The sequence below is a fragment of the Seohaeicola saemankumensis genome (assembly GCF_021021435.1).
Taxonomy (GTDB): Bacteria; Pseudomonadota; Alphaproteobacteria; order Rhodobacterales; family Rhodobacteraceae; genus Seohaeicola.
Genome location: NZ_JAINWI010000013.1, coordinates 81,186 through 100,419 on the forward strand (window position 1 = coordinate 81,186; position 19,234 = coordinate 100,419).

The 19,234-nt window shown below is 59.6% G+C and carries 20 protein-coding genes and 1 tRNA gene; 17 read left to right on the forward strand and 4 right to left on the reverse strand.

What is annotated here, in order from left to right; translation table 11 throughout:
• Nucleotides 1-25: 25 nt before the first annotated feature.
• Nucleotides 26-1,603: a gamma-glutamyltransferase family protein gene (locus K7H22_RS11600; protein WP_230800983.1), complete on the forward strand. Its 1,578-nt coding sequence runs from the start codon at nucleotides 26-28 to the stop codon at nucleotides 1,601-1,603.
• 46 nt (nucleotides 1,604-1,649) lie between these two features.
• Here K7H22_RS11600 and hspQ read toward each other — a convergent pair whose 3' ends face one another.
• Nucleotides 1,650-1,976, reverse strand: a complete 327-nt coding sequence (hspQ, locus tag K7H22_RS11605) for a heat shock protein HspQ (RefSeq protein WP_230800984.1) — start codon at nucleotides 1,974-1,976, stop codon at nucleotides 1,650-1,652.
• 273 nt (nucleotides 1,977-2,249) lie between these two features.
• Between hspQ and K7H22_RS11610 the strand changes: the two genes are divergently transcribed.
• The 11 genes from K7H22_RS11610 (at nucleotide 2,250) to K7H22_RS11660 (ending at nucleotide 13,138) form a co-directional block, all read left to right on the forward strand.
• Nucleotides 2,250-2,840 carry a lytic transglycosylase gene (locus tag K7H22_RS11610; RefSeq protein WP_230800985.1) on the forward strand — a complete coding sequence of 197 codons (591 nt, stop codon included), beginning with the start codon at nucleotides 2,250-2,252 and terminating at the stop codon, nucleotides 2,838-2,840.
• 89 nt (nucleotides 2,841-2,929) lie between these two features.
• Nucleotides 2,930-4,060: a M24 family metallopeptidase gene (locus K7H22_RS11615; protein WP_230800986.1), complete on the forward strand. Its 1,131-nt coding sequence runs from the start codon at nucleotides 2,930-2,932 to the stop codon at nucleotides 4,058-4,060.
• 140 nt (nucleotides 4,061-4,200) lie between these two features.
• On the forward strand, nucleotides 4,201-5,349 hold the full coding sequence (locus K7H22_RS11620) for an NADH:flavin oxidoreductase/NADH oxidase (protein WP_230800987.1): 1,149 nt from the start codon (nucleotides 4,201-4,203) through the stop codon (nucleotides 5,347-5,349).
• A 143-nt stretch (nucleotides 5,350-5,492) separates the two neighbouring features.
• Nucleotides 5,493-6,281: a putative hydro-lyase gene (locus tag K7H22_RS11625; protein WP_230800988.1), complete on the forward strand. Its 789-nt coding sequence runs from the start codon at nucleotides 5,493-5,495 to the stop codon at nucleotides 6,279-6,281.
• A gap of 59 nt (nucleotides 6,282-6,340) precedes the next feature.
• A complete protein-coding gene (locus tag K7H22_RS11630) occupies nucleotides 6,341-7,399 on the forward strand; it encodes a TRAP transporter substrate-binding protein (RefSeq protein ID WP_230800989.1) in 1,059 nt (352 codons plus the stop codon).
• A 37-nt stretch (nucleotides 7,400-7,436) separates the two neighbouring features.
• Nucleotides 7,437-8,015 carry a TRAP transporter small permease subunit gene (locus tag K7H22_RS11635; protein ID WP_230800990.1) on the forward strand — a complete coding sequence of 193 codons (579 nt, stop codon included), beginning with the start codon at nucleotides 7,437-7,439 and terminating at the stop codon, nucleotides 8,013-8,015.
• Nucleotides 8,012-9,289 carry a TRAP transporter large permease gene (locus K7H22_RS11640; protein ID WP_230800991.1) on the forward strand — a complete coding sequence of 426 codons (1,278 nt, stop codon included), beginning with the start codon at nucleotides 8,012-8,014 and terminating at the stop codon, nucleotides 9,287-9,289. Before K7H22_RS11635 ends, K7H22_RS11640 begins: the two co-directional genes overlap by 4 nt.
• Nucleotides 9,290-9,333: 44 nt before the next feature.
• Nucleotides 9,334-10,026, forward strand: a complete 693-nt coding sequence (locus tag K7H22_RS11645; protein WP_230800992.1) for a DUF2848 domain-containing protein — start codon at nucleotides 9,334-9,336, stop codon at nucleotides 10,024-10,026.
• Between the two features lie 14 nt (nucleotides 10,027-10,040).
• Complete coding sequence (locus K7H22_RS11650) at nucleotides 10,041-11,351, forward strand: amidase family protein (protein ID WP_230800993.1); 1,311 nt, start codon at nucleotides 10,041-10,043, stop codon at nucleotides 11,349-11,351.
• Nucleotides 11,348-12,157 carry a hypothetical protein gene (locus tag K7H22_RS11655; RefSeq protein WP_230800994.1) on the forward strand — a complete coding sequence of 270 codons (810 nt, stop codon included), beginning with the start codon at nucleotides 11,348-11,350 and terminating at the stop codon, nucleotides 12,155-12,157. The genes K7H22_RS11650 and K7H22_RS11655 overlap by 4 nt, the downstream gene beginning before the upstream one ends.
• A gap of 57 nt (nucleotides 12,158-12,214) precedes the next feature.
• On the forward strand, nucleotides 12,215-13,138 hold the full coding sequence (locus K7H22_RS11660) for a LysR family transcriptional regulator (protein WP_230800995.1): 924 nt from the start codon (nucleotides 12,215-12,217) through the stop codon (nucleotides 13,136-13,138).
• A 22-nt stretch (nucleotides 13,139-13,160) separates the two neighbouring features.
• Here the strand turns inward: K7H22_RS11660 and K7H22_RS11665 are convergent.
• A tRNA-Arg gene (locus tag K7H22_RS11665) sits at nucleotides 13,161-13,237 on the reverse strand.
• Nucleotides 13,238-13,328: 91 nt separating this feature from the next.
• Here K7H22_RS11665 and K7H22_RS11670 point away from each other — a divergent pair.
• A complete protein-coding gene (locus tag K7H22_RS11670) occupies nucleotides 13,329-14,348 on the forward strand; it encodes a LacI family DNA-binding transcriptional regulator (protein ID WP_230800996.1) in 1,020 nt (339 codons plus the stop codon).
• A gap of 3 nt (nucleotides 14,349-14,351) precedes the next feature.
• On the forward strand, nucleotides 14,352-15,557 hold the full coding sequence (locus K7H22_RS11675; RefSeq protein WP_230800997.1) for a winged helix-turn-helix domain-containing protein: 1,206 nt from the start codon (nucleotides 14,352-14,354) through the stop codon (nucleotides 15,555-15,557).
• A gap of 15 nt (nucleotides 15,558-15,572) precedes the next feature.
• Here the strand turns inward: K7H22_RS11675 and K7H22_RS11680 are convergent, their stop codons facing one another.
• Entirely contained in the window at nucleotides 15,573-16,277 is a 705-nt protein-coding gene (locus tag K7H22_RS11680; RefSeq protein WP_230800998.1) for a winged helix-turn-helix domain-containing protein, read from the reverse strand.
• A complete protein-coding gene (locus tag K7H22_RS11685) occupies nucleotides 16,249-16,539 on the reverse strand; it encodes a hypothetical protein (protein ID WP_230800999.1) in 291 nt (96 codons plus the stop codon). Before K7H22_RS11685 ends, K7H22_RS11680 begins: the two co-directional genes overlap by 29 nt.
• A 192-nt stretch (nucleotides 16,540-16,731) precedes the next feature.
• Here K7H22_RS11685 and K7H22_RS11690 point away from each other — a divergent pair, with 192 nt between their 5' ends.
• The 3 genes from K7H22_RS11690 (at nucleotide 16,732) to K7H22_RS11700 (ending at nucleotide 19,175) form a co-directional block, all read left to right on the forward strand.
• Nucleotides 16,732-17,232: a hypothetical protein gene (locus tag K7H22_RS11690; RefSeq protein WP_230801000.1), complete on the forward strand. Its 501-nt coding sequence runs from the start codon at nucleotides 16,732-16,734 to the stop codon at nucleotides 17,230-17,232.
• 106 nt (nucleotides 17,233-17,338) lie between these two features.
• Nucleotides 17,339-17,971, forward strand: a complete 633-nt coding sequence (locus K7H22_RS11695) for a ribonuclease HII (protein ID WP_230801175.1) — start codon at nucleotides 17,339-17,341, stop codon at nucleotides 17,969-17,971.
• 88 nt (nucleotides 17,972-18,059) lie between these two features.
• Nucleotides 18,060-19,175, forward strand: a complete 1,116-nt coding sequence (locus K7H22_RS11700; protein ID WP_230801001.1) for a site-specific DNA-methyltransferase — start codon at nucleotides 18,060-18,062, stop codon at nucleotides 19,173-19,175.
• Nucleotides 19,176-19,234: the final 59 nt, after the last annotated feature.

The following is a 19,234-nucleotide window of genomic DNA, read 5'->3' on the forward strand; positions in this document are numbered from 1 at the left end:
GTGCAGAACAAACGGAGGGTTCCCCATGCGAGATTTCCAGATGCCAGGCCGGTCTACGGTCATGGCGACAAACGGGATGTGTGCCACATCACATCCGCTGGCTGCGAAAGTGGCTGTTGAAACGCTGGAACGCGGCGGCACCGCGATGGATGCCGCCATTGCCGGCGCCGTCCTTCTGGGGATTTGCGAGCCGCATATGTGCGGAATCGGTGGCGATTGCTTTGTGCTGATTTCCAAGCCGGGACAACCCGACATTGTGGCACTTAACGGGTCAGGGCGCGCGCCTGCGGCAACTGATGCTGAAGCCATGCGCGCCCGTGGCATGGCAACAGTGCCAATTCACGGCGTCGAGGCCGTGACAATCCCCGGTGCCGTGGATGCCTTTTGCGCCTTGTCCGAAGATCACGGCAAGCTTGGAATAGATGCGCTTCTTGCGCCTGCGATCCGCTATGCCGAACAGGGTGTCCCGGTCGGGCCGCGTGTGGCGATGGATTGGCCCGGTGCGGCAAAATCCCTTCAGGGGCATGCGCCGCAATTCTACCTTCCCGATGGCAAGGTGCCTGCGCAAGGACAGATCTTCAGCCTGCCCGCGCAGGCGCAGGCGTTGCGCCGCATCGCCAAGAACGGTCGCGCCGGTTTTTACGAGGGCGAAGTTGCCGAGGATCTTGTGGCGGCGTTGAAAGCAGCAGGCGGTGTGCATGAATTGTCCGATTTCGCGGGCCAGCGCTGCAATTACAACGATCCGGTTAGCGGACTGTATAAAGGCACCGAGTTGGTCGAGCATGCGCCAAACGGTCAGGGGGCGACAGCAATCCTGATCCTGAACATCCTGTCGCATTTCGATGTCGCAGGTATGGACCCGCTTGGGACAGAGCGTCTGCATATCGAGGCCGAGGCGACGCGTCTGGCCTATGACGCCCGCAACCGTTTCATTGCCGACCCCGATCACACGACGCGGCTGGATCATATGCTGTCACCCGAGACAGCCAGAAAACTGGCGGGGCTGATCAACCCCAAGCGGGCCATGGCCTCGGCGCATGAGGCCAGCGAGGCGATCCACAAGGATACGGTGTATATTACTGTGGTCGATAAAGACCGTATGGCGGTCTCGTTGATCTATTCGCTGTTCCATCCGTTCGGGTCTGGTATCGCCTCCGAGAAGTACGGGATTCTGTTGCAGAACCGTGGCGCTGGCTTCACGCTCGAGGCGGGGCACCCCAACGAGATGGCTGCCGGCAAACGTCCAATGCATACGATCATTCCGGGAATGCTGCGGGTGGACGGACAAGTGACGATGCCTTTCGGCGTCATGGGCGGAGCCTACCAGTCAACAGGTCATGCGCGTTTTGTTTCGAATATAGTGGACTTCGGGATGGATGCGCAGACCTCTATCAACGCACCACGCGCCTTTGCCGAAGGGTCGCTGCTCAAAGTCGAAAGCGGCTATCCGGATACCGTGCGCGCCGCGCTTGCTGATATGGGTCATCAGGTCAGTCTGGCGGAAAGTCCGATCGGCGGGGCCCAATCCATTCTGATCCGCGAGGATGGAGTACTGGAAGGTGCATCTGATCCGCGCAAGGATGGCTGCGCATTGGGATACTGACACGCGTGTTCGGGGCAGGCCGATGGACTGCCCTGACAGCTTGTCGTCAATTCAGTTGGAAGTGCAACGGGTAGTGCCCGTCCTGAAACGGCCCGAACAGATCGGGGATGTCAGGGTGATCGACAGGCTCGCCTGAATAGTCCGCGATCAGGTTCTGCTCGGACACATAGGCCACGTAATAGCTTTGGTCGTTTTCGGCGAGCAGGTGATAAAAGGGCTGTTCTTTGACAGGACGACTGTCTTCGGGAATGGCGTCATACCATTCCTCAGTGTTGTTGAACTGTGGGTCCACGTCAAAGACAACACCACGAAAGGGATGCTTCTTGTGGCGGACTACCTGGCCCAAATGATATTTTGCGCGTGTTTTCAACATTGCGATGCGGCCCCTATTCCCCCTGATTAGACCTTTCAAGGGCTATTTGTCCAATACTAGGGCGTAAATGCAGGGAAACAGTGTGTGGTCACTGCCATAACAGTGCCACAAATGCGTGCAGAAAAAGAGTTTTTTCTGTGGGGTCACGTTTTTGTGCGGAATTCAGCGAAACTGCGCCACAGGTCGGCAGTTCAAACGCAATTGTCATTCCATCCTCTTGATCTTTCCGTTAGGGTTGAAGGAATAAAAATCGTTCAAAGAAACGAGAGGCAGATGAGCAGATATCTTCGCGCCTTGATCCTGTTGATGGTTCTTGCGTCCTGTGGCAGCCCTGAATTCTCGGCGCCGCGCAATCTGGACAACGCATGTGCCCTTCTGGGTGAGCGCCCCACTTACGCCCGTGCCCTGCGTGCGACAGAAAGGCGCTGGAATGTTCCGGTCGCCGTGCAGATGGCCACGATCTATCAGGAAAGCAAGTTTATCGGGAATGCTCGGACTCCGTTCCAGTATACGCTGGGTGTGATCCCGATGGGCAGGCAAAGTTCAGCCTACGGATATAGTCAGGCACTGGATGCGACTTGGCGGGAATATCAGGTCGATCAACGCCGGATGAGCGCAAAGCGTGACCGGATCGAGGATGCGACCGACTTTATGGGCTGGTACATGAACCGCACGCGTGAGCGTAACGGCATTGCCCTGACGGATGCGCGCAACCAGTATCTGGCATATCACGAGGGACACACGGGCTATGCCCGCGGTTCCTATAACGCCAAAAGCTGGCTGGTAAGGATCGCGGGCACCGTGCAGGATCGCGCTGTGATGTATGACGCGCAATTGCTCTCTTGCCCTAACCGCTTGCGTTGACGGGTAGGTCGCAAGCCACAGCCGGGCTGCGGGTTACGTCCCTGAAGGCGCTTGATCCGGATGTCTACGCTGGGCGACGGCGCGCGCTGATGGACGGTTTGCAGCGTCCTGTGATGGTCTTCGGTATGGGCAGTGCGCTAGGTGGCGGAACGAAATCGCATGGTGCCCTGCGATATCTGACCGGTTGGGACGGACATGAATCCGCATCACTTCTGGTTTTGTCACCTCAAGGCGCAAGGTTGATCGTCAATAGCCCTTTTATGGCGCCTCTTGCGGTCGACAGCGTGCCGGAACTTGCCCCCGTCTATGCGCCGCCCGCGAACTGGATGTCGCTGATCCGCCTGCAAGTGCCCACTGGTGATATCGGGCTGATCGGGATCGACGAATTGCCAACGGGGATGGCGGGTCAGCTAGCCTTGGTCTTGCGTGATGATGTGGAAGCAGCGGGTTTTCTGGACAGTATGCGGCTGATCAAAGAGCCGTCGGCCCTGCAGGTTCACCGGCAAGGAGCAGCGATTTGCGATACGCTTTTTGTGGCGTTGCCCAAATTCCTGAGGCCCGGCACATCAGCGCTGTCGGCCCAGCGGGAGCTTGAGGCGTTGGCCTTGTCGCAGGGTGCAGATTACTGCCGCACATGGCTGACAGTGCGTCCGGTTGCCGATCGTCCCCGCTACTGGCCCTCGGAAACCGGTGATTTTGTGGCCGAAGGTGATCAGGTTCTGTTCGGTATTGCGCTGACAGTTGACGGGCACTGGGCGCATGGCATCCGGACGGGGTCGGTTGGTCCTTTGCGGCAGGATCATGCCGCCTTGCTGCGGATTGTGTCTGATTGTCTGGAAGCAGGGCTGGCACTTGCCCGACCCGGAGTGGCGCTGGCCGATCTGGCTGACGCGATGGAGGCGGCTTTCGCGGCTGGCACGTCCGGTCTGGATATGCGCGCCGCCCAACGGTTCCGTTTCGGGCACGGACTTGGCCTGTCTTATGAGGATCCGATCCTGACGGATGCCTTTGTGCAGGGCTATGGCCTTGCCGAGTTTCCGGCGCGTCCTGCCGGCAAGGGCTGTATCCTGGCGTCCGGCATGGTTCTGGAATTGCATCCCAATCTGTTTCTGCCCCGACTTGGCGGTGCCGCTTTGGGCGAGATGGTGATTGTCACGGATCAGGGGCCGGAACGGCCGATCCGTTATCCGCTTGCCCCGCGAGTGTTTGGCCAAGATTAAGTGATCAATTAATCTGATCGCATTGGATAAAATATAAAAATTCGACTTATGGCGATTGTCCAAGCTACCAATGCGTCTGTCCGTGACAGTCGCAGCATGGTCCCTGTCAGGCTCCGCTGCATGTCCCTTAAGGAGGCATCATGTCTGAAACCAATGCATCTGCAGACTCGCGCGTCACCGGCGAGAATGCGCGCCGTATTCTGCGCCGCGACCCGAACCCGCATCTGTTCCGTCCGATCACTTTCCGCTCTGTCACGGTTCGCAACCGGATCATGCTGTCGCCGATGTGCCAGTATTCCGCACAGGACGGGACACCCAATGACTGGCATTTCACCCATCTTGGCGCGCGGGCGACGGGCGGGGCGGGGATTGTGTGCACCGAAGCCGTGCATGTCGCGCCGCGTGGCCGGATCACCGCGCATGACCTCGGGCTGTGGAATGATGCACAGCGCGATGCGCTCGCACGGATTGCGGGCTTTGTGGCAAGACAGGGGGCTGTGCCTGCGATCCAGTTGGGTCATGCGGGACGCAAGGCGTCGGTTGGGCGGCCATGGGAAGGCACGCGCCCTGTCCCTCCCTCCGACGGGGGGTGGACCACGGTTGGTCCCTCGGCGTTGGCCTATGCCGATGGTTGGCCGATACCGACCGCCTTGGACAGTGCCGGCATTCAGGCCGAGCTTGATGCCTTGGCGCAGGCGACACGCCGCGCTTTCGAGGCTGGTTTCAAGATTGTGGAACTGCATGCCGCGCATGGCTATCTGATCCATCAGTTTTATTCGCCCCTCAGCAATGACCGCAGGGATAGTTATGGCGGCAGTTTCGACAATCGCATCCGGTTCCTTGTTGAATCGCTGGATGCCATGCGCAGCGAATGGCCCGCCGATCTGCCGCTTTTCGTGCGGCTGAGTATCAGTGACTGGGTCGAGGGCGGCTGGACCGCCGAAGACAGTGTGCGACTTTGCAAGCTTCTGAAAGCGCGGGGAGATGTGGACCTGATTGATAGCTCGTCCGGTGGCAATGATCCGCGCCAGCAGATTCCGATCCATCCCGGCTATCAGGTGCCATTTGCGCGGCAGATACGGACCGAAACGGGTCTGGCGACCGGTGCTGTCGGGTTGATCAATGCGCCCGATCTGGCCGAATCCATCATCGCCAACGGTGATGCCGATCTGGTGCTTCTTGGCCGTGGCTTGCTGGCAGATCCGCATTGGCCGCTGAAGGCCGCGACCATGCTCAAGGCGCAAAACGTCGTCTGGCCGGTGCAATATGAGCGTTCCAATATCTTCTGAACCTCCACTTGTGATAAGTAGAATTGATCGAAAGCGATGAAAACTTAAAATTCGACTAATTCTCATCTTTCGGGCTTACTTGCTCAAGAACATCCGCTTGAGATCTCTCGCAAACCGGAAAGACATCAGGAGACCTGTCCGATATGCCGCAGCAAAAAGCACCCGTTTTCGATACTGCTGCCGATCTTCGGCTGGCCAGCCGCGAAGGCAGGTTTGCCGCACCGACAAGTGGTCAATCGAAAGGGTTTCAGCAGGGCAATGTCGTGATCCTGCCGCGCGATCTGGCAGCGGACTTCTTGCGCTTCTGTGTGGTCAACCCCAAGCCTGCGCCCATTCTGGGGGTGTCCGAGCCGGGTGATCCGGCCTTGCCGATGCTGGGTGAAGGCATTGATATTCGCTCGGACGTGCCGCGCTACCGTGTGTTCCGCAATGGCGAACCGGCCGAGGGACTGACCGATATCAGCGAGCTGTGGCAGGACGATTTCGTGACCTTTGTCATCGGCTGCTCGTTTTCCTTCGAGACAGCACTGCTGCAGGCCCGCATTCCTGTCCGGCATATCGAGGCCAGCCGCAATGTGCCGATGTATGTGACCAACATCCAGACCCATAGCGCGGGACCGTTCGGCGGGCCGATGGTCGTGTCGATGCGCGGCTTTTCGACTCGGGACGCGATCCGTGCCATGGTAATTTCGGCGCAAATGCCGCAGGCGCACGGTGCGCCTGTGCATTTCGGCGATCCTGCCGCGATCGGGATCAAGGATATCAACGCGCCGGAATTCGGTGATGCGCCGATCCTGTCGCCCGGTGATGTACCCGTGTTCTGGGCTTGCGGCGTGACCCCGCAATCCGCGATCCGCAAAGCCCGCCCCGAACTCGCGATCATGCACGAGCCGGGACACATGCTGGTGACTGACCTTCCGACCGACGCATGACGGCACAACGCCGTTCACGTGTTCAAGACCAAGAACCGACCTCAACAAGGAGAAAACAGATGAAACCCGTATTCCGTTCCCTGCTCGCTTCTGTCGCTCTGGTGCCGCTGGCATTGACCGCGACTGCACAGGATCTGCCTGAAACCGAGTTGTCGGTTGTCGGCAGCTGGAGCAACCTGCCGCTTTACAAGAATTTCGAGCGCAACTTCTGGGAAGTCGCTGTTCCGGAAGCATCCGGCGGCAAGGTGACCGTCAGCATGACGACCTTTGACCAGATGGGCGTCGCCGGTGGCGATGTGTTCCGCATGCTGGGTGACGGCGTATTCGACATCGGGATGACCGTGGGTGACTATACCGTCGCCGATGCGCCGGAACTGGAAGGTCTTGATGTGCCGCTGCTGGCCATTGATGCCGACTCTGCACGCCAGATGGTCGAAGCCGCCAAGCCGATGGTGGCCGATATCATGCGCGACCGTTTCAACTCGCACATGCTGGCCATCGCGCCCTATCCGCCGCAGATCGTGTTCTGTAATGCCGAAATCGCCAGCCTTGCCGATCTTGAGGGCAAGAAAATCCGTGGTTCCGGTCGTATGACAACACTGTTCCTCGAAGCGCTGGGTGCCGAAGGCATCACGATGGCCTTCTCGGAAGTGCCAGGTGCGCTGGAGCGTGGCGTGATTGATTGTGCCGTGACCGGTGCCGGTTCGGGTTATGCATCGGGCTGGTACGAATCCTCGACCCATCTGGTCAATCTTCCGCTGGGTGGCTGGGACCCTGTAATCACTGCTGTGAACCTAGATGCGTGGGAAGCGCTTGATCCTGCCGTGCAGGAATTTCTGACCGAGCAGGCCAAGACAGGCTTTGAAGATCCCGCATGGGACGATGCCGGTGGCGCACTTGCCCGCGATATCGCTTGCCTGACTGGTTCAGGTGAATGCGCCGCCGGTGCAGCAGCCTCGATGACGCTGGTGGAACTGGGCGAAGCCGATCAAGCCCGTGCCGTCGAAGTGCTGGAAGCCTCGATCCTGCCGGACTGGGCGGAACGTGCCGGTGGTGACTGGGCGCAGCGCTGGAATGACAGCGTCGGCGCGGCACTGGGCGTCAGCATCACCAACTAAGCGTCCTTGGTGACACAGCAAAAAGGAGCAGGGCAATATGACAGATTCGGATAGACTGGCCGGAGGGGCGATGCAGATCGCCGGCATCCTCAGGACCGCCAACCGATGGATTGCCCTGCTCTGCGGGACCGTTCTTCTGGCAGCCGTTGCACTGATCATGACCGAGGTTCTGGGCCGCCAGTTTCCCGCGATGCGGGTCGGTGGCGCTGATGAACTGTCAGGCTATGTGATGGCAGCGATTGCCACATGGGGATTTTCCTATGCGCTTGTCGAGCGGGCACATGTGCGGATCGACCTGATCCATTCCCGTCTGCCAGTGGCTGGTCGCGCCGTTCTGGATATCGTGGCCATGGCCAGTGTGTTGCTGGTGGCCGTACTGGTCGCATGGCACGCTTATGATGTCCTGGCCAAATCGCTGGCGCGGGGGTCGCGGTCGAACACGCCTTTGGGCGTGCCCTTGTGGATGCCGCAGATCGTCTGGTTCGGCGGCTGGGCCTGGATGGTCGTTACCTCGGGACTCCTGCTGGGGATCACGGTTTTCCTGACAGCACTGCGCCGCTTTGAACTGGTCGAGCAGATTGCCTCGATCCCGGTCGAGACAGGAGATGTCGAATGATCTGGTATGTCTCGATCGGCCTTGCCGTTCTACTGGCGCTCTCGGTGCCGGTCGGTGCGGCGCTGTTTATCCTTGGCTTCGGTCTGGATGAGTTTTTCTCGGCCATGCCGCTTATGCGTGGCTTGGGGCAGATGGTCTATTCCTCGTCCGACAGCTTCCTTTTGATCGCCATTCCCCTGTTCGTGCTGCTGGGCGAGATTCTGGTGCGCGCAGGTATCGCCGAGCGTACTTACGCGACGCTGGACACATGGTTCTCGTGGCTGCCCGGTGGTCTGATCCATGCCAATATTGGAACGGCCACGATGTTTTCCGCGACGTCCGGCTCGTCCGTGGCGACAGCGGCGACAGTGGCCACAGTGGCCATGCCGCAAGCGCGCAAACAGGGTTATGACCAACGTCTGTTTGCCGGTGCGATTGCGGCAGGCGGGGCGCTGGGCATTCTGCTGCCGCCCTCGATCAACCTGATCGTTTACGGCTTTCTGACGCAGACATCCGTGCCGCAGCTGTTCATGGCGGGGATTGTCCCGGGCCTTTTGATGGCTTTGGGTTTCATGATCATCACGGCGATCCTGTGCACCATCAAACCCGCTTGGGGCGGGCCAAGTCGCAGTTTCACATGGGCCGAACGAATGGCAGGCCTGCCGCATCTTATCCCTGTGCTGATGGTTTTTGCCATCATCATCGGCTCGATCTATAGCGGTTGGGCCACCCCGACCGAGGCTGCGGCCATCGGTGTTGTGATGGCGCTGGGCATTGCGGCTTTTTATGGGGCGGTCACGCTTGAAAACATGCGCGCCGCCCTTCTGGGCACGATCCGCACCACGTCTATGGTTATGTTCGTGATCGTCGGGGCCTATTTCCTGAACTTCGCCCTTGGTGCAACTGGCTTGAACCGGGCCTTGTCGGGCTTTCTGGAAGGTTTCGGCCTTGGTCCTTACGGCATGCTGTTGATCATCGTACTGATGTATATCGTGCTTGGCTTTTTTATCGAAACTCTGGCGCTGATGATCGCGACCATTCCGATTGTCGTGCCCATCGTGATCGACCTTGGTTTCGACAAGGTCTGGTTCGGTATCCTTTTGATCGTGCTGATCGAGATGGCACTGATCACCCCGCCTGTCGGTCTGAACCTTTATGTCGTGCAGGGCGCGCGCAAGGAGGGGCGTCTGAGCGATGTGATGATGGGCGCGATACCTTTCGTCTTCGTCATGCTGGTGATGGTGGGGCTGCTGATTGCCTTCCCGTCCATAGCCCTTTTGTTTGCCCCGGTCTGAGGCGCGACAATCAACCATCCAAACTGCAGGAGCAAAATGCAACTATGGGTCAAGAACTGACGTTTGAACGCGCAGGCCATGGGCCGGTCCGGATCGATATCAAGGCTGGCGTGATCGCGGGCTGGACTGGCCGCAATGCCGATGCCGTGGCCCACCATATCGCGGAACTGGCCGAGATCGGTGTGCCTGCTCCGACGACAGTGCCGCTTTATTATCGCGTGTCGGATCTGATGTTCACGACCGACCGCCAGATCCAGTGTCTCGACGAGACCGCGTCCGGCGAGGCCGAGCCGACCTTGGTTGACGATGGCAGCCGACTTTATCTGGGGCTTGGATCCGATCATACAGACCGTAAGCTGGAAGCTTATTCTGTCGCCCACTCCAAGCAGATATGTCCCAAGCCAATTGCCCCTGTCCTATGGGATTTCGACGAGGTCGCTGGCCATCTGGACGAAATCCGCATTCGGTCCTTCATTCGCGATGGGGGGGATTGGGTGCCCTATCAGGACGGAAAAATCGCCTCGATCCGTCCGCTGTCCGAGCTTCTTGCCGCGAACCCGTTGACGCAGGGCGGTGGCAGACTGATTGCTGGAACGGTCATGATGTGCGGTACCTTTGCCGTGCTTTCCGGCGGGGTGCGTCCGGCAAAAGAGTTTCGGATGGAAATGATTGATGACAAGCTGGGCCGGCGCATCGAACATGCGTATCACATGATAACCCTTCCCGTGATTGCCTGACCGCTAGGAACCCAATGACAAACTCGCCTCTGACGTCGCCCTGCGGGCGCATCACCTTCCGCGCCGAAGACCGTGCGCGCCATCTGATCGACCGTGCCATGGATATGCCCGCTGCGGTCATGTCGCGGATCTATACCAGATTTGACGCATCCCGCGTCATGCAGGATGCAAAGGCACTGGACGCGGATCAGACCCGCCGTGCCGGACCGCTGGCGGGCCAGTTCGTGTCGATCAAGGACCTTTTCGACGAGGCAGGGCATGTCACCACGGCAGGTTCGGTCATTCTGGCTGACACGCCTGCGGCACATTCGGATGCGCCTGCTGTTGCCAGGCTCAAGGCAGCTGGTGCGGTGCCTTGCGGGCGTACCACCATGTCCGAATTCGCCTATTCCGGTGTCGGTTTGAATCCGCATACAGGAAATACGGGCAATGCGCGTGACCCTCAGCGGATTTCGGGTGGGTCCAGTTCGGGCGGTGCCGTGTCGGTCGCCCTTGGTCTGGCGGATATTGCGCTGGGCACCGATACGGGCGGGTCGGTCCGTATTCCCGCAGCACTGAACGGTCTTGCTGGGTTCAAACCCACGCAATCTACCGTGCCACTGGAAGGAGCGTTCCCTCTGTCGCAAACCTTCGACAGCATCGGGCCGCTTGCAGCGCGTATCGCAACCTGCGCGGCGGTTCATGCAATTCTGTCTGCCGGCACAGCACCTGCCAAAGCCGTTGAGCGTCCGCTAAAGCTTGCCGTGCTGCAAGGCCCGCTAATGGAAGGGTTGGACAAGCAGGTAGCCGCAGATTTCGATGCGGCCCTTGTCGCGTTGCGCGCTGCGGGGCACACGATATCCGAGACGCATTTGCCTGCGCTCGAAGGGTTTGGTGATGTGAACCGCATCGTTGTTGCGACCGAGGCCTATGCCATCCACGCGCACCATCTTGAAGGCTTGAAGACCCTTGGCGATCCGCGTGTTCTGCGCAGGATATTGTCGGCCGAAGGTTTTAACGCGACCGAATACACAGACAGGCTGGCGCAACGCGCAATGGCCATCGCTGCGTTCGAGGGCTTGGCCGCCGAGTTTGACGCCTTCATCCTGCCGACTGTCCCAACCGTGGCGCCGCTGATGTCCGAGGTCGAGGCTGATTTTGACCGCCTGAACGCCTTGATGCTGCGCAATCCATCTGCTGTGAACTTTTTGGACGGCTGTGCCGCCACCCTGCCGATGCAACGGGCGAAACGGCTTGCAACCGGCCTGATGATTTTCGCGCCCGGCGGTCAGGACTGGCAGGTTCTGGATGCGGCACAGCGGATCGAATTGCTTTTGCAGTCGTGACCGATCCGGCGGTCTGGAGCGAATTTGCCGTCCGAATGGCGGGTACGGCCTTCATCGTTGTGATGATCTCGTGGATTGCAGCGCGCTTGGGCCCGAGCATTGGCGGCGTGGTTGTCGGTCTGCCCATCGTGCTGGCACCTGGCCTGGGTTTCATGCTTTTCGACCAGTCGCCGGAGTTTGTCTCCCAAGCTTCCGCCGGTGCGCTGTTCTCGCTTTGCGCCACGCAGGCCTTCCTGCTGGCCTTTGTAGCACTCGCTCGTGGCAACGGGCCTTTCAGATCGGTTGCGGGCGGGGCCTTGGCTTGGCTGATGCTTGCCCTGCCTCTGGGCATGATGCCGCATAATCCGCTGGTCGGTGCGGTATTGTTCGCAATTGTCACCTTGCTGGCGCGCAGGTTGGGGCGGCGCTTGATCTCGGGTCAGGTGACCCGCACGGCGGGCACCAATTGGGGTTTGCTCGTTCTGCGCGGCTTGCTGGCGGGCCTTCTGGTCGGGGCTGTCACCTTGGGAGCGTCAGCGCTGGGCGCGGGGTTTTCCGGTGCGATCATGGCCTTCCCCATCGGCTTCACCGTGATCGCCATATCCTTGCATCTGGATCACGGCGGTGATTTTGCCGGACAGACGGCCTATGCGGGTCTTAACGGCCTTAGCAGCCTTGCAACCTTCTGCTTTTGTCTGGCGCTGTTTCTTGTGCACCTTCCAGCAGGTCTTGCCTTTGCCGTGGCGCTTGCAGCATCAGTTCTGGCAACTGTCATCATGGCAGTGATCGCGGGCCGGAAGGGTCGGTCCAGCCATGGGCAGGCTTGACATGCCGCGCGGCACAGGGCTGGCTGACGCCCTGACCTGCCACATTGGATGGACCCGATGGTAGATTTCAAAGGGCTTGAAACCTTTTTATGGGTGGCCGCGCTGGGCAGCTTCCGTGGGGCCGCGCAGAAACTGAACACGACCCAACCGGCCATCTCGCACCGCATTGCGCAACTCGAGGCGGAAGTGGGTGCGAAACTGCTGACCCGCGAAAGCCGCAATGTCGCGCCAACGCTGCGCGGGCGTCAACTGCTGGTCTATGCCGAGAAAATCCTTGCGATGCGCGCGGAAATGCTGGCCAGCCTGCGCGACGCAGAAGCCGTGCGCGGTGTGATCCGTCTGGGTGTCGCGGAAACCATCGTGCACACGTGGCTTCCCGATTTCATCAAGGAAGTGCACCGGATCTACCCGAACCTGTCGATCGAAATCGAGGTTGATATATCCCCATCGCTGCGCGCGCGCCTGCTGGCGCAGGAAATCGACATCGGCTTTTTGCTGGGGCCATTATCCGCGCCATTGCTGCGCAACAGGCTGCTTTGCGAATACCCTGTCAGTTTTATCGCCAGCCCTGCCTTGCAAGTACCGAATCCAGCCGATGTGCGCGATCTGGCGCAATTTCCACTGATCACCTTCGCGCGCAAAACGCAGCCCTATGAGCAGGTGAAATCCCTGTTCAACCGGCCTTATCTTCCTCCTATCAACCTGCATGCCAGTGCCTCGATGGCGACGGTGGTGCATCTTGCTACCGAAGGCATCGGCATCGCCGTGATCCCGCATGAACTGGTCGAGGCGGAACTGCGCCAAGGGAAACTTGAGCGGATCGCCACCGAAGCGACCATGCCGCCGCTGTCATTCTGCGCAAGCTGGCTGGAATCGCCCGACACACTCGCCGTCGAGCTTGTGGTAGACATCGCCGCGCGCATGGCCAGCAACTGGAACAAACCCGAAAGCGCCGCACGCCAAGATCTGATCGGCTCGTAACCGACCGGCTGCGCGGGTTTTCTGGTGACCCCGGCAGGATTCGAACCTGCAACCTGCCCCTTAGGAGGGGGCTGCTCTATCCAGTTGAGCCACGGGACCACGCAAAAACCTCTTAGCCCGACCTGCGCGCTTGAACAAGTCCGGCACTTGTCGCAATGTTTGGTCAAGATCATTCTCAGAAAGCCATTACGTGAGCCGCAACGACCCCCGCCCCCTAACCCTGCGCGACGTGTCCGAGGCATCCGGCGTGTCAGAGATGACCGTTAGCCGTGTTTTGCGAAACCGTGGCGATGTCTCGGTCGCAACGCGTGATCGTGTTTTACGGGCTGCCAAGGCGCTGGGCTATGTGCCCAACAAGATTGCCGGGGCCTTGGCCAGTCAGCGGGTCAACCTTGTGGCGGTGATTATTCCCTCGCTGTCGAACATGGTCTTTCCCGAGGTGATGACAGGGATTAGCCGAGTTCTTGAGGAAACAGACCTGCAACCTGTTGTCGGCGTGACGGACTATCTTCCTGAAAAGGAAGAGAAGGTTCTCTATGAAATGTTGTCATGGCGACCGTCCGGCGTGATCATTGCAGGGCTGGAACATTCCGATGCCTCGCGGGCGATGTTGCGGGCATCAGGCATTCCCGTGGTCGAGATCATGGATACGGACGGCACGCCGGTCGATGCGATGGTAGGTATCTCGCATAGGCGCGCCGGTCGCGAGATGGGCGAGGCGATCCTGGCAGGCGGCTATCGCCGGATCGGGTTCATGGGGACGCAGATGCCGCTGGATCACCGTGCGCGCAAACGGTTCGAAGGGTTTACGCAGGCGCTGGCCAAAGGGGGCGTCGAGGTGGCGGATCACGAATTTTATTCGGGCGGGTCGGCACTGGCCAAGGGGCGCGAGTTGACGCAGGCGATGATCGCGCGGACACCGGATCTGGATTTTCTTTATTACTCGAACGACATGATCGGGGCCGGAGGCCTTCTGTGGTTGCTGGAGCAGGGATATGATATCCCCAACCGGATCGGCCTTGCTGGTTTCAACGGGGTCGAGTTGCTTCAGGGCCTGCCGCGCCAACTGGCCACGATGGATGCTTGCCGCGCCGAAATCGGACGCCGCGCGGCGCAAATAATCGTGGACCGGACAGGCGGGATCGAAACGGATGCGTCAGTCGTTCTTAAGCCGCAGATTAGCTATGGCGATACCTTGCGCCGGCCATAGGCGATGGTCATGCTCCGCCTGCCCAATGAAGCTGCCCGCCGGTTGTTTCTGGAGCGTCACGCCTTGTCGGGGCCTTCTTTTGGGCGCGGTCCTGCTGGCCTTGCAGAGCTGATCACCCGGCTGGGTTTCGTGCAACTTGACAGCATCGCCACGGTCGAGCGCGCGCATCATATGATCCTGTTTGCGCGGCGTCAGGGATACAAGCCACGCGAGTTGGATAATTTGCTGGCGCGTGACCGCGCAGTGTTCGAACACTGGACCCATGATGCCGCTGTAATTCCGATGGCGTTCTATCCCCATTGGCGTTTGCGCTTTGCCCGTGATGCCGAGACCCTGCGCGGCCGCTGGCAGAAATGGCAACGACATGGGTTCCTGGACCGGACCGCAGCGGTCATGAAACAAATCCGTCAGGACGGTCCTGTCTGTTCGGCTGATTTGCGGGGCGATACACCGCGCAAGGCAGGTGGCTGGTGGGACTGGCACCCCGACAAGACGGCGCTTGAATATCTCTGGCGTGCGGGCGATCTGGCCGTGACAGCGCGTAGCGGCTTTCAGAAATACTATGATCTGGCCGAAAGGGTAATCCCTGACCAGTTTCGCGCGATCGCGCATGATCCTGCCCACACTGTCGACTGGTGCTGTGGACAGGCGCTGGACCGGCTTGGCTTTGCAACACCGGGCGAGTTGGCCGCGTTCTGGGACACGGTCACACCGGCCGAGGCGCGAACATGGTGCAAATCGCAGGAAATGAACGGCCGCCTGATCCAGATCGAGGTGGAGGCCGCAGATGGCAACCTGCGCCGCAGCTATGCGCGCCCCGATGTAGCGCAACTGGCGTCGGACGCGCCCGATCTGCCCAAGCGCCTGCGCGTGCTTAGCCCCTTCGATCCGGCGCTGCGTGATCGCAACAGGGTAGAGCGCCTGTTCAATTTCCGCTACCGGATCGAGGTGTTTACGCCCGCCGCGAAAAGGATCTACGGCTACTATGTTTTCCCGCTTCTGGAAGGGGCACGTCTGGTGGGGCGGATCGACATGAAGGCGCATCGCGACGAATCCGTTCTGCGCGTGGCAGGTTTGTGGCCCGAGGCAGGGGTGGCTTGGGGCAAGGGCCGTCAGGCGCGGCTTGAGGCCGAACTGGACCGCGTCGCGTGTTTTGCGGGCTGCGACAGGGTGGAATTCACAATGGGTTGGCTGCGCGATACGGTTTGACGAATGGCAAAGGACTCAGACAACCTTTATAACGTCCTTGTCCACAGCCAGCATATAGCCGCGTCTTGCGATATTCTTGACCAGCAATTCACTGACCATCTGGTTACCCAACGTGTCGCGCAACCGTTTGATCCGCGTTGCGCCCGCCGCCTCGTCGCAATCGACGGCGTTCCGGCCCGATACGATGGCTTCGATTTCGGCACCGCTCAGGACATCGTCATCCAGACGCGCCTCGGCTAGAACCGACAGGGTTTCCATCGCGGCTTCGGTCAGTCTGAAACCCATATTGTTCAGATAAACCGTGTTTTCCTCGCGGCTGATCAGCAGCGAGGAGACCTGAATCCCGGCATCCTCGATCAGGGCCATGCGCCGGTTCAGCGCGACAAGCATCGCCAGAAGCGCAAGCGCTGCAATCAGCAAGGCGGTTGCAAATACCAGCAGCACAAAGATCGCAACACGGTAAGAGGTAAGGGTTTCCGAGAAAGCTGTCCCGCTCTGGGCCAGGATTTCGAGCAGTCTGATCTCGGTCTCGTTCGTCAGATCATCGTTCTCGATGAAAAGGCGCTCGACTTTCATGTTGAAAGCGTTGGCGTCGGGAAGATTGCGAAACAGCAAGACGGCGGTGATGCTCAGGATCGCGACGATCCCGACCAGTCCGAAGGTGACGATCCGGCTACCGGCCCGTCGCGCTTCAGAAGCGGAGGTAGAATTGTCCTGCACTGCGCTTTCTCTCTTCCAGACCAGAGGCATCGAATAGGGACAAAACGTTCAGAAGTGTCCATCCATTCCGCTGCAAACGCGCGGCAATCTCGTCGCGCGCCTGCGAGTTAGAGCATGGGCCGGTGACCTGCACCACGCCGTAGTGCAGCCGCAGCGGATTGTCGCGCTTGGCCTTGTAATCGGCAAAACATTCCGCGGCGCTGGCGGTAGCTCCCAGTCCAAGAAAGAACGGAACCGCAAAGAGGAGTAAAGCGTTTTTCATACTGGCGAGAATGCGCTTATCCCTAAGGTTATTCAATATCCATGAGGGGTTAGAGCCGCTGTTATCGGATAACCAAAGGCTGATATTGCCTGTCTTGGCCGGTCAGAGCTTTTTCGGGTCATGCGTTCTACCAACGGATCGGTCTGTGGTCTTCGTTGGATGATCAGCCAAACATGAGAAAAGGAAACAAGCATGGCCCTGAAATTCATTGCTTCAATTCTGACTGCTGCAATCGTTGTCACAGGCTTCAATGCGGCCCCTGCCCGCGCGGATGTGCGTGATCTGGCGACAGCCGCCGCGGGGATCGCGGCTGTGGCGATAATTGCCAATCAGTTGAACAAGTCACGTGATCGCAGCAAGGAAAGTGTGTCCAGCCGCAATCACCCCGGACAGTATTACGCGCCCGCCTATCGCGCGCCACAAAAGAACCACGGCACGCATTTCATCCAGCCGCGCCCCCTGCCGGATCGCGTCAGTCGCAAGGCATTGCCTGCCGCCTGTGTGCAACGTGTCGAGGACAACCGTGGCCGCGCTGTCAACGTATTGGGCCAGCGCTGTCTGCAGAACAACTTTCGCGGTGCCGGCAACCTGCCACGCGCCTGCACCGTGGACGTTCAGACCAACCGGAACTGGCGGACCGCCTATGACGCCGATTGTCTAGCACGGGCAGGATATACAATCGCCCGTCGCTGAGGCGAGCAGAGGTGTCGGGTCACAACCATGACACCGAAGGGGGAGGGCCTTGGGTGGCCCTCCCTTTTTCATTGCCAAAACGCTCGAACTGCGGTTTCTCGGATGCATGAATGCACCTGACTATACGTTCGAAGCAGCTTTGCATGAACGCGGTTTGTCCCGCGTTGCAGGCGTAGACGAGGTGGGGCGTGGCCCTTTGGCCGGACCCGTCACGGCGGCGGCGGTTGTACTTGATCCGGGGCGGCTTCCGGGCGGATTGAACGATTCCAAGGTCTTGAGCGCGCGCCGCCGTGCCGATCTGCTGGTGCAGATCACCGCAACAGCCGAGGTTTCGGTCGCGCATGCCTCGGTCGAGGAAATTGACGCGCTTAATATCCTGCGCGCCAGCCATCTGGCGATGGAGCGCGCCATCGCAGGGCTGTCCCGCCCGCCGGATCATGTGCTGGTCGATGGCAACCTGATCCCGCGCGGTTTGAAGATGCCGGCGCAGGCAATCATCAAAGGCGATGCGCTGAGCCTGTCGATTGCGGCTGCTTCGATCGTCGCAAAAATGACCCGCGATGCGATCATGTGGGATTTGGCGCAACAGTTCCCCGGTTACGGGTGGGAGACCAATGCGGGCTATCCGTCAAAAAGCCACAGGTTGGCGCTTCAAAATCTTGGTGTGACCCCTCACCATAGGCGTTCGTTCAAGCCGGTGCACAACATATTGTATCAACATAAAAATCTAAGTAGCTGATTCAAAAAAGAAATTGACCGCGAATCGCGTTTGAATCATCTTTGGCCCTAACCACAGAGCGCACAAAGCGCCGGGACAGAGGCAGAGAATGAAGACAATGACGGACGCAAAGGGTGCAGCCACGCTGCCTCTGAACCAAATCCTTGCGGGTGACTGCATCGAGATTATGAACAGCCTTCCCGAAGGTTCTGTAGATCTGATTTTCGCGGATCCTCCCTATAACCTGCAACTGAAGGGTGATCTGCACCGCCCCGACAACTCGCGTGTCGATGCGGTTGATGATCACTGGGACCAGTTCGACAGTTTCGCCGCCTATGACCGGTTCACGCAGGACTGGCTGAAGGCCGCGCGCCGCTTGCTGAAACCGCATGGTGCGATCTGGGTGATCGGCTCCTATCACAATATTTTCCGTGTTGGCGCGGCAATGCAGAACGCTGGCTTCTGGCTGCTGAACGATGTGGTCTGGCGCAAGTCGAACCCGATGCCGAATTTCCGCGGCAAGCGGTTCACCAATGCGCATGAGACGATGATCTGGGCCAGCAAATCCGAAGGTGCGAAATACACTTTCAACTACGAGGCGCTGAAATCGCTTAATGATGGTGTGCAGATGCGGAGCGACTGGGTTCTGCCGATCTGCACCGGCCATGAGCGGCTCAAGGATGACAATGGCGACAAGGCGCATCCGACGCAGAAACCGGAAAGCCTGCTGCACCGCGTGCTGGTCGGTTCGACCAATCCCGGTGATGTGGTTCTCGACCCGTTCTTCGGCACAGGCACGACCGGCGCTGTCGCCAAGATGCTGGGGCGCGAGTTTATCGGGATCGAACGCGAGGAGGCGTATCGCCGCGTCGCTGAGAAACGCCTGTCAAACACGCGAAAATTCGACCGTGACGCCCTGCAGGTTTCCACCTCTAAACGGGCAGAGCCGCGCATTCCTTTCGGCCAACTGGTCGAACGCGGCATGCTGCGCCCCGGAGAGGAACTCTGGAGCATGAACGGTCGCTTCAAGGCCAAGGTCCGTGCAGATGGCACGCTGATCGGCGACGATATCAAAGGCTCGATCCATCAGGTCGGCGCCCATCTGGAAGGCGCGCCAAGCTGCAATGGCTGGACCTACTGGTGCTTCCGTCGCGACGGGCAGACCATCCCTATTGATCTTCTGCGCCAGCAGATCAGGGCTGAAATGGAAAACGGCCCCTCCTGATCCTGTCAGGGAACAGAACACCGCCGGTGTTCATGGCCTGACATCATGAACACTACACT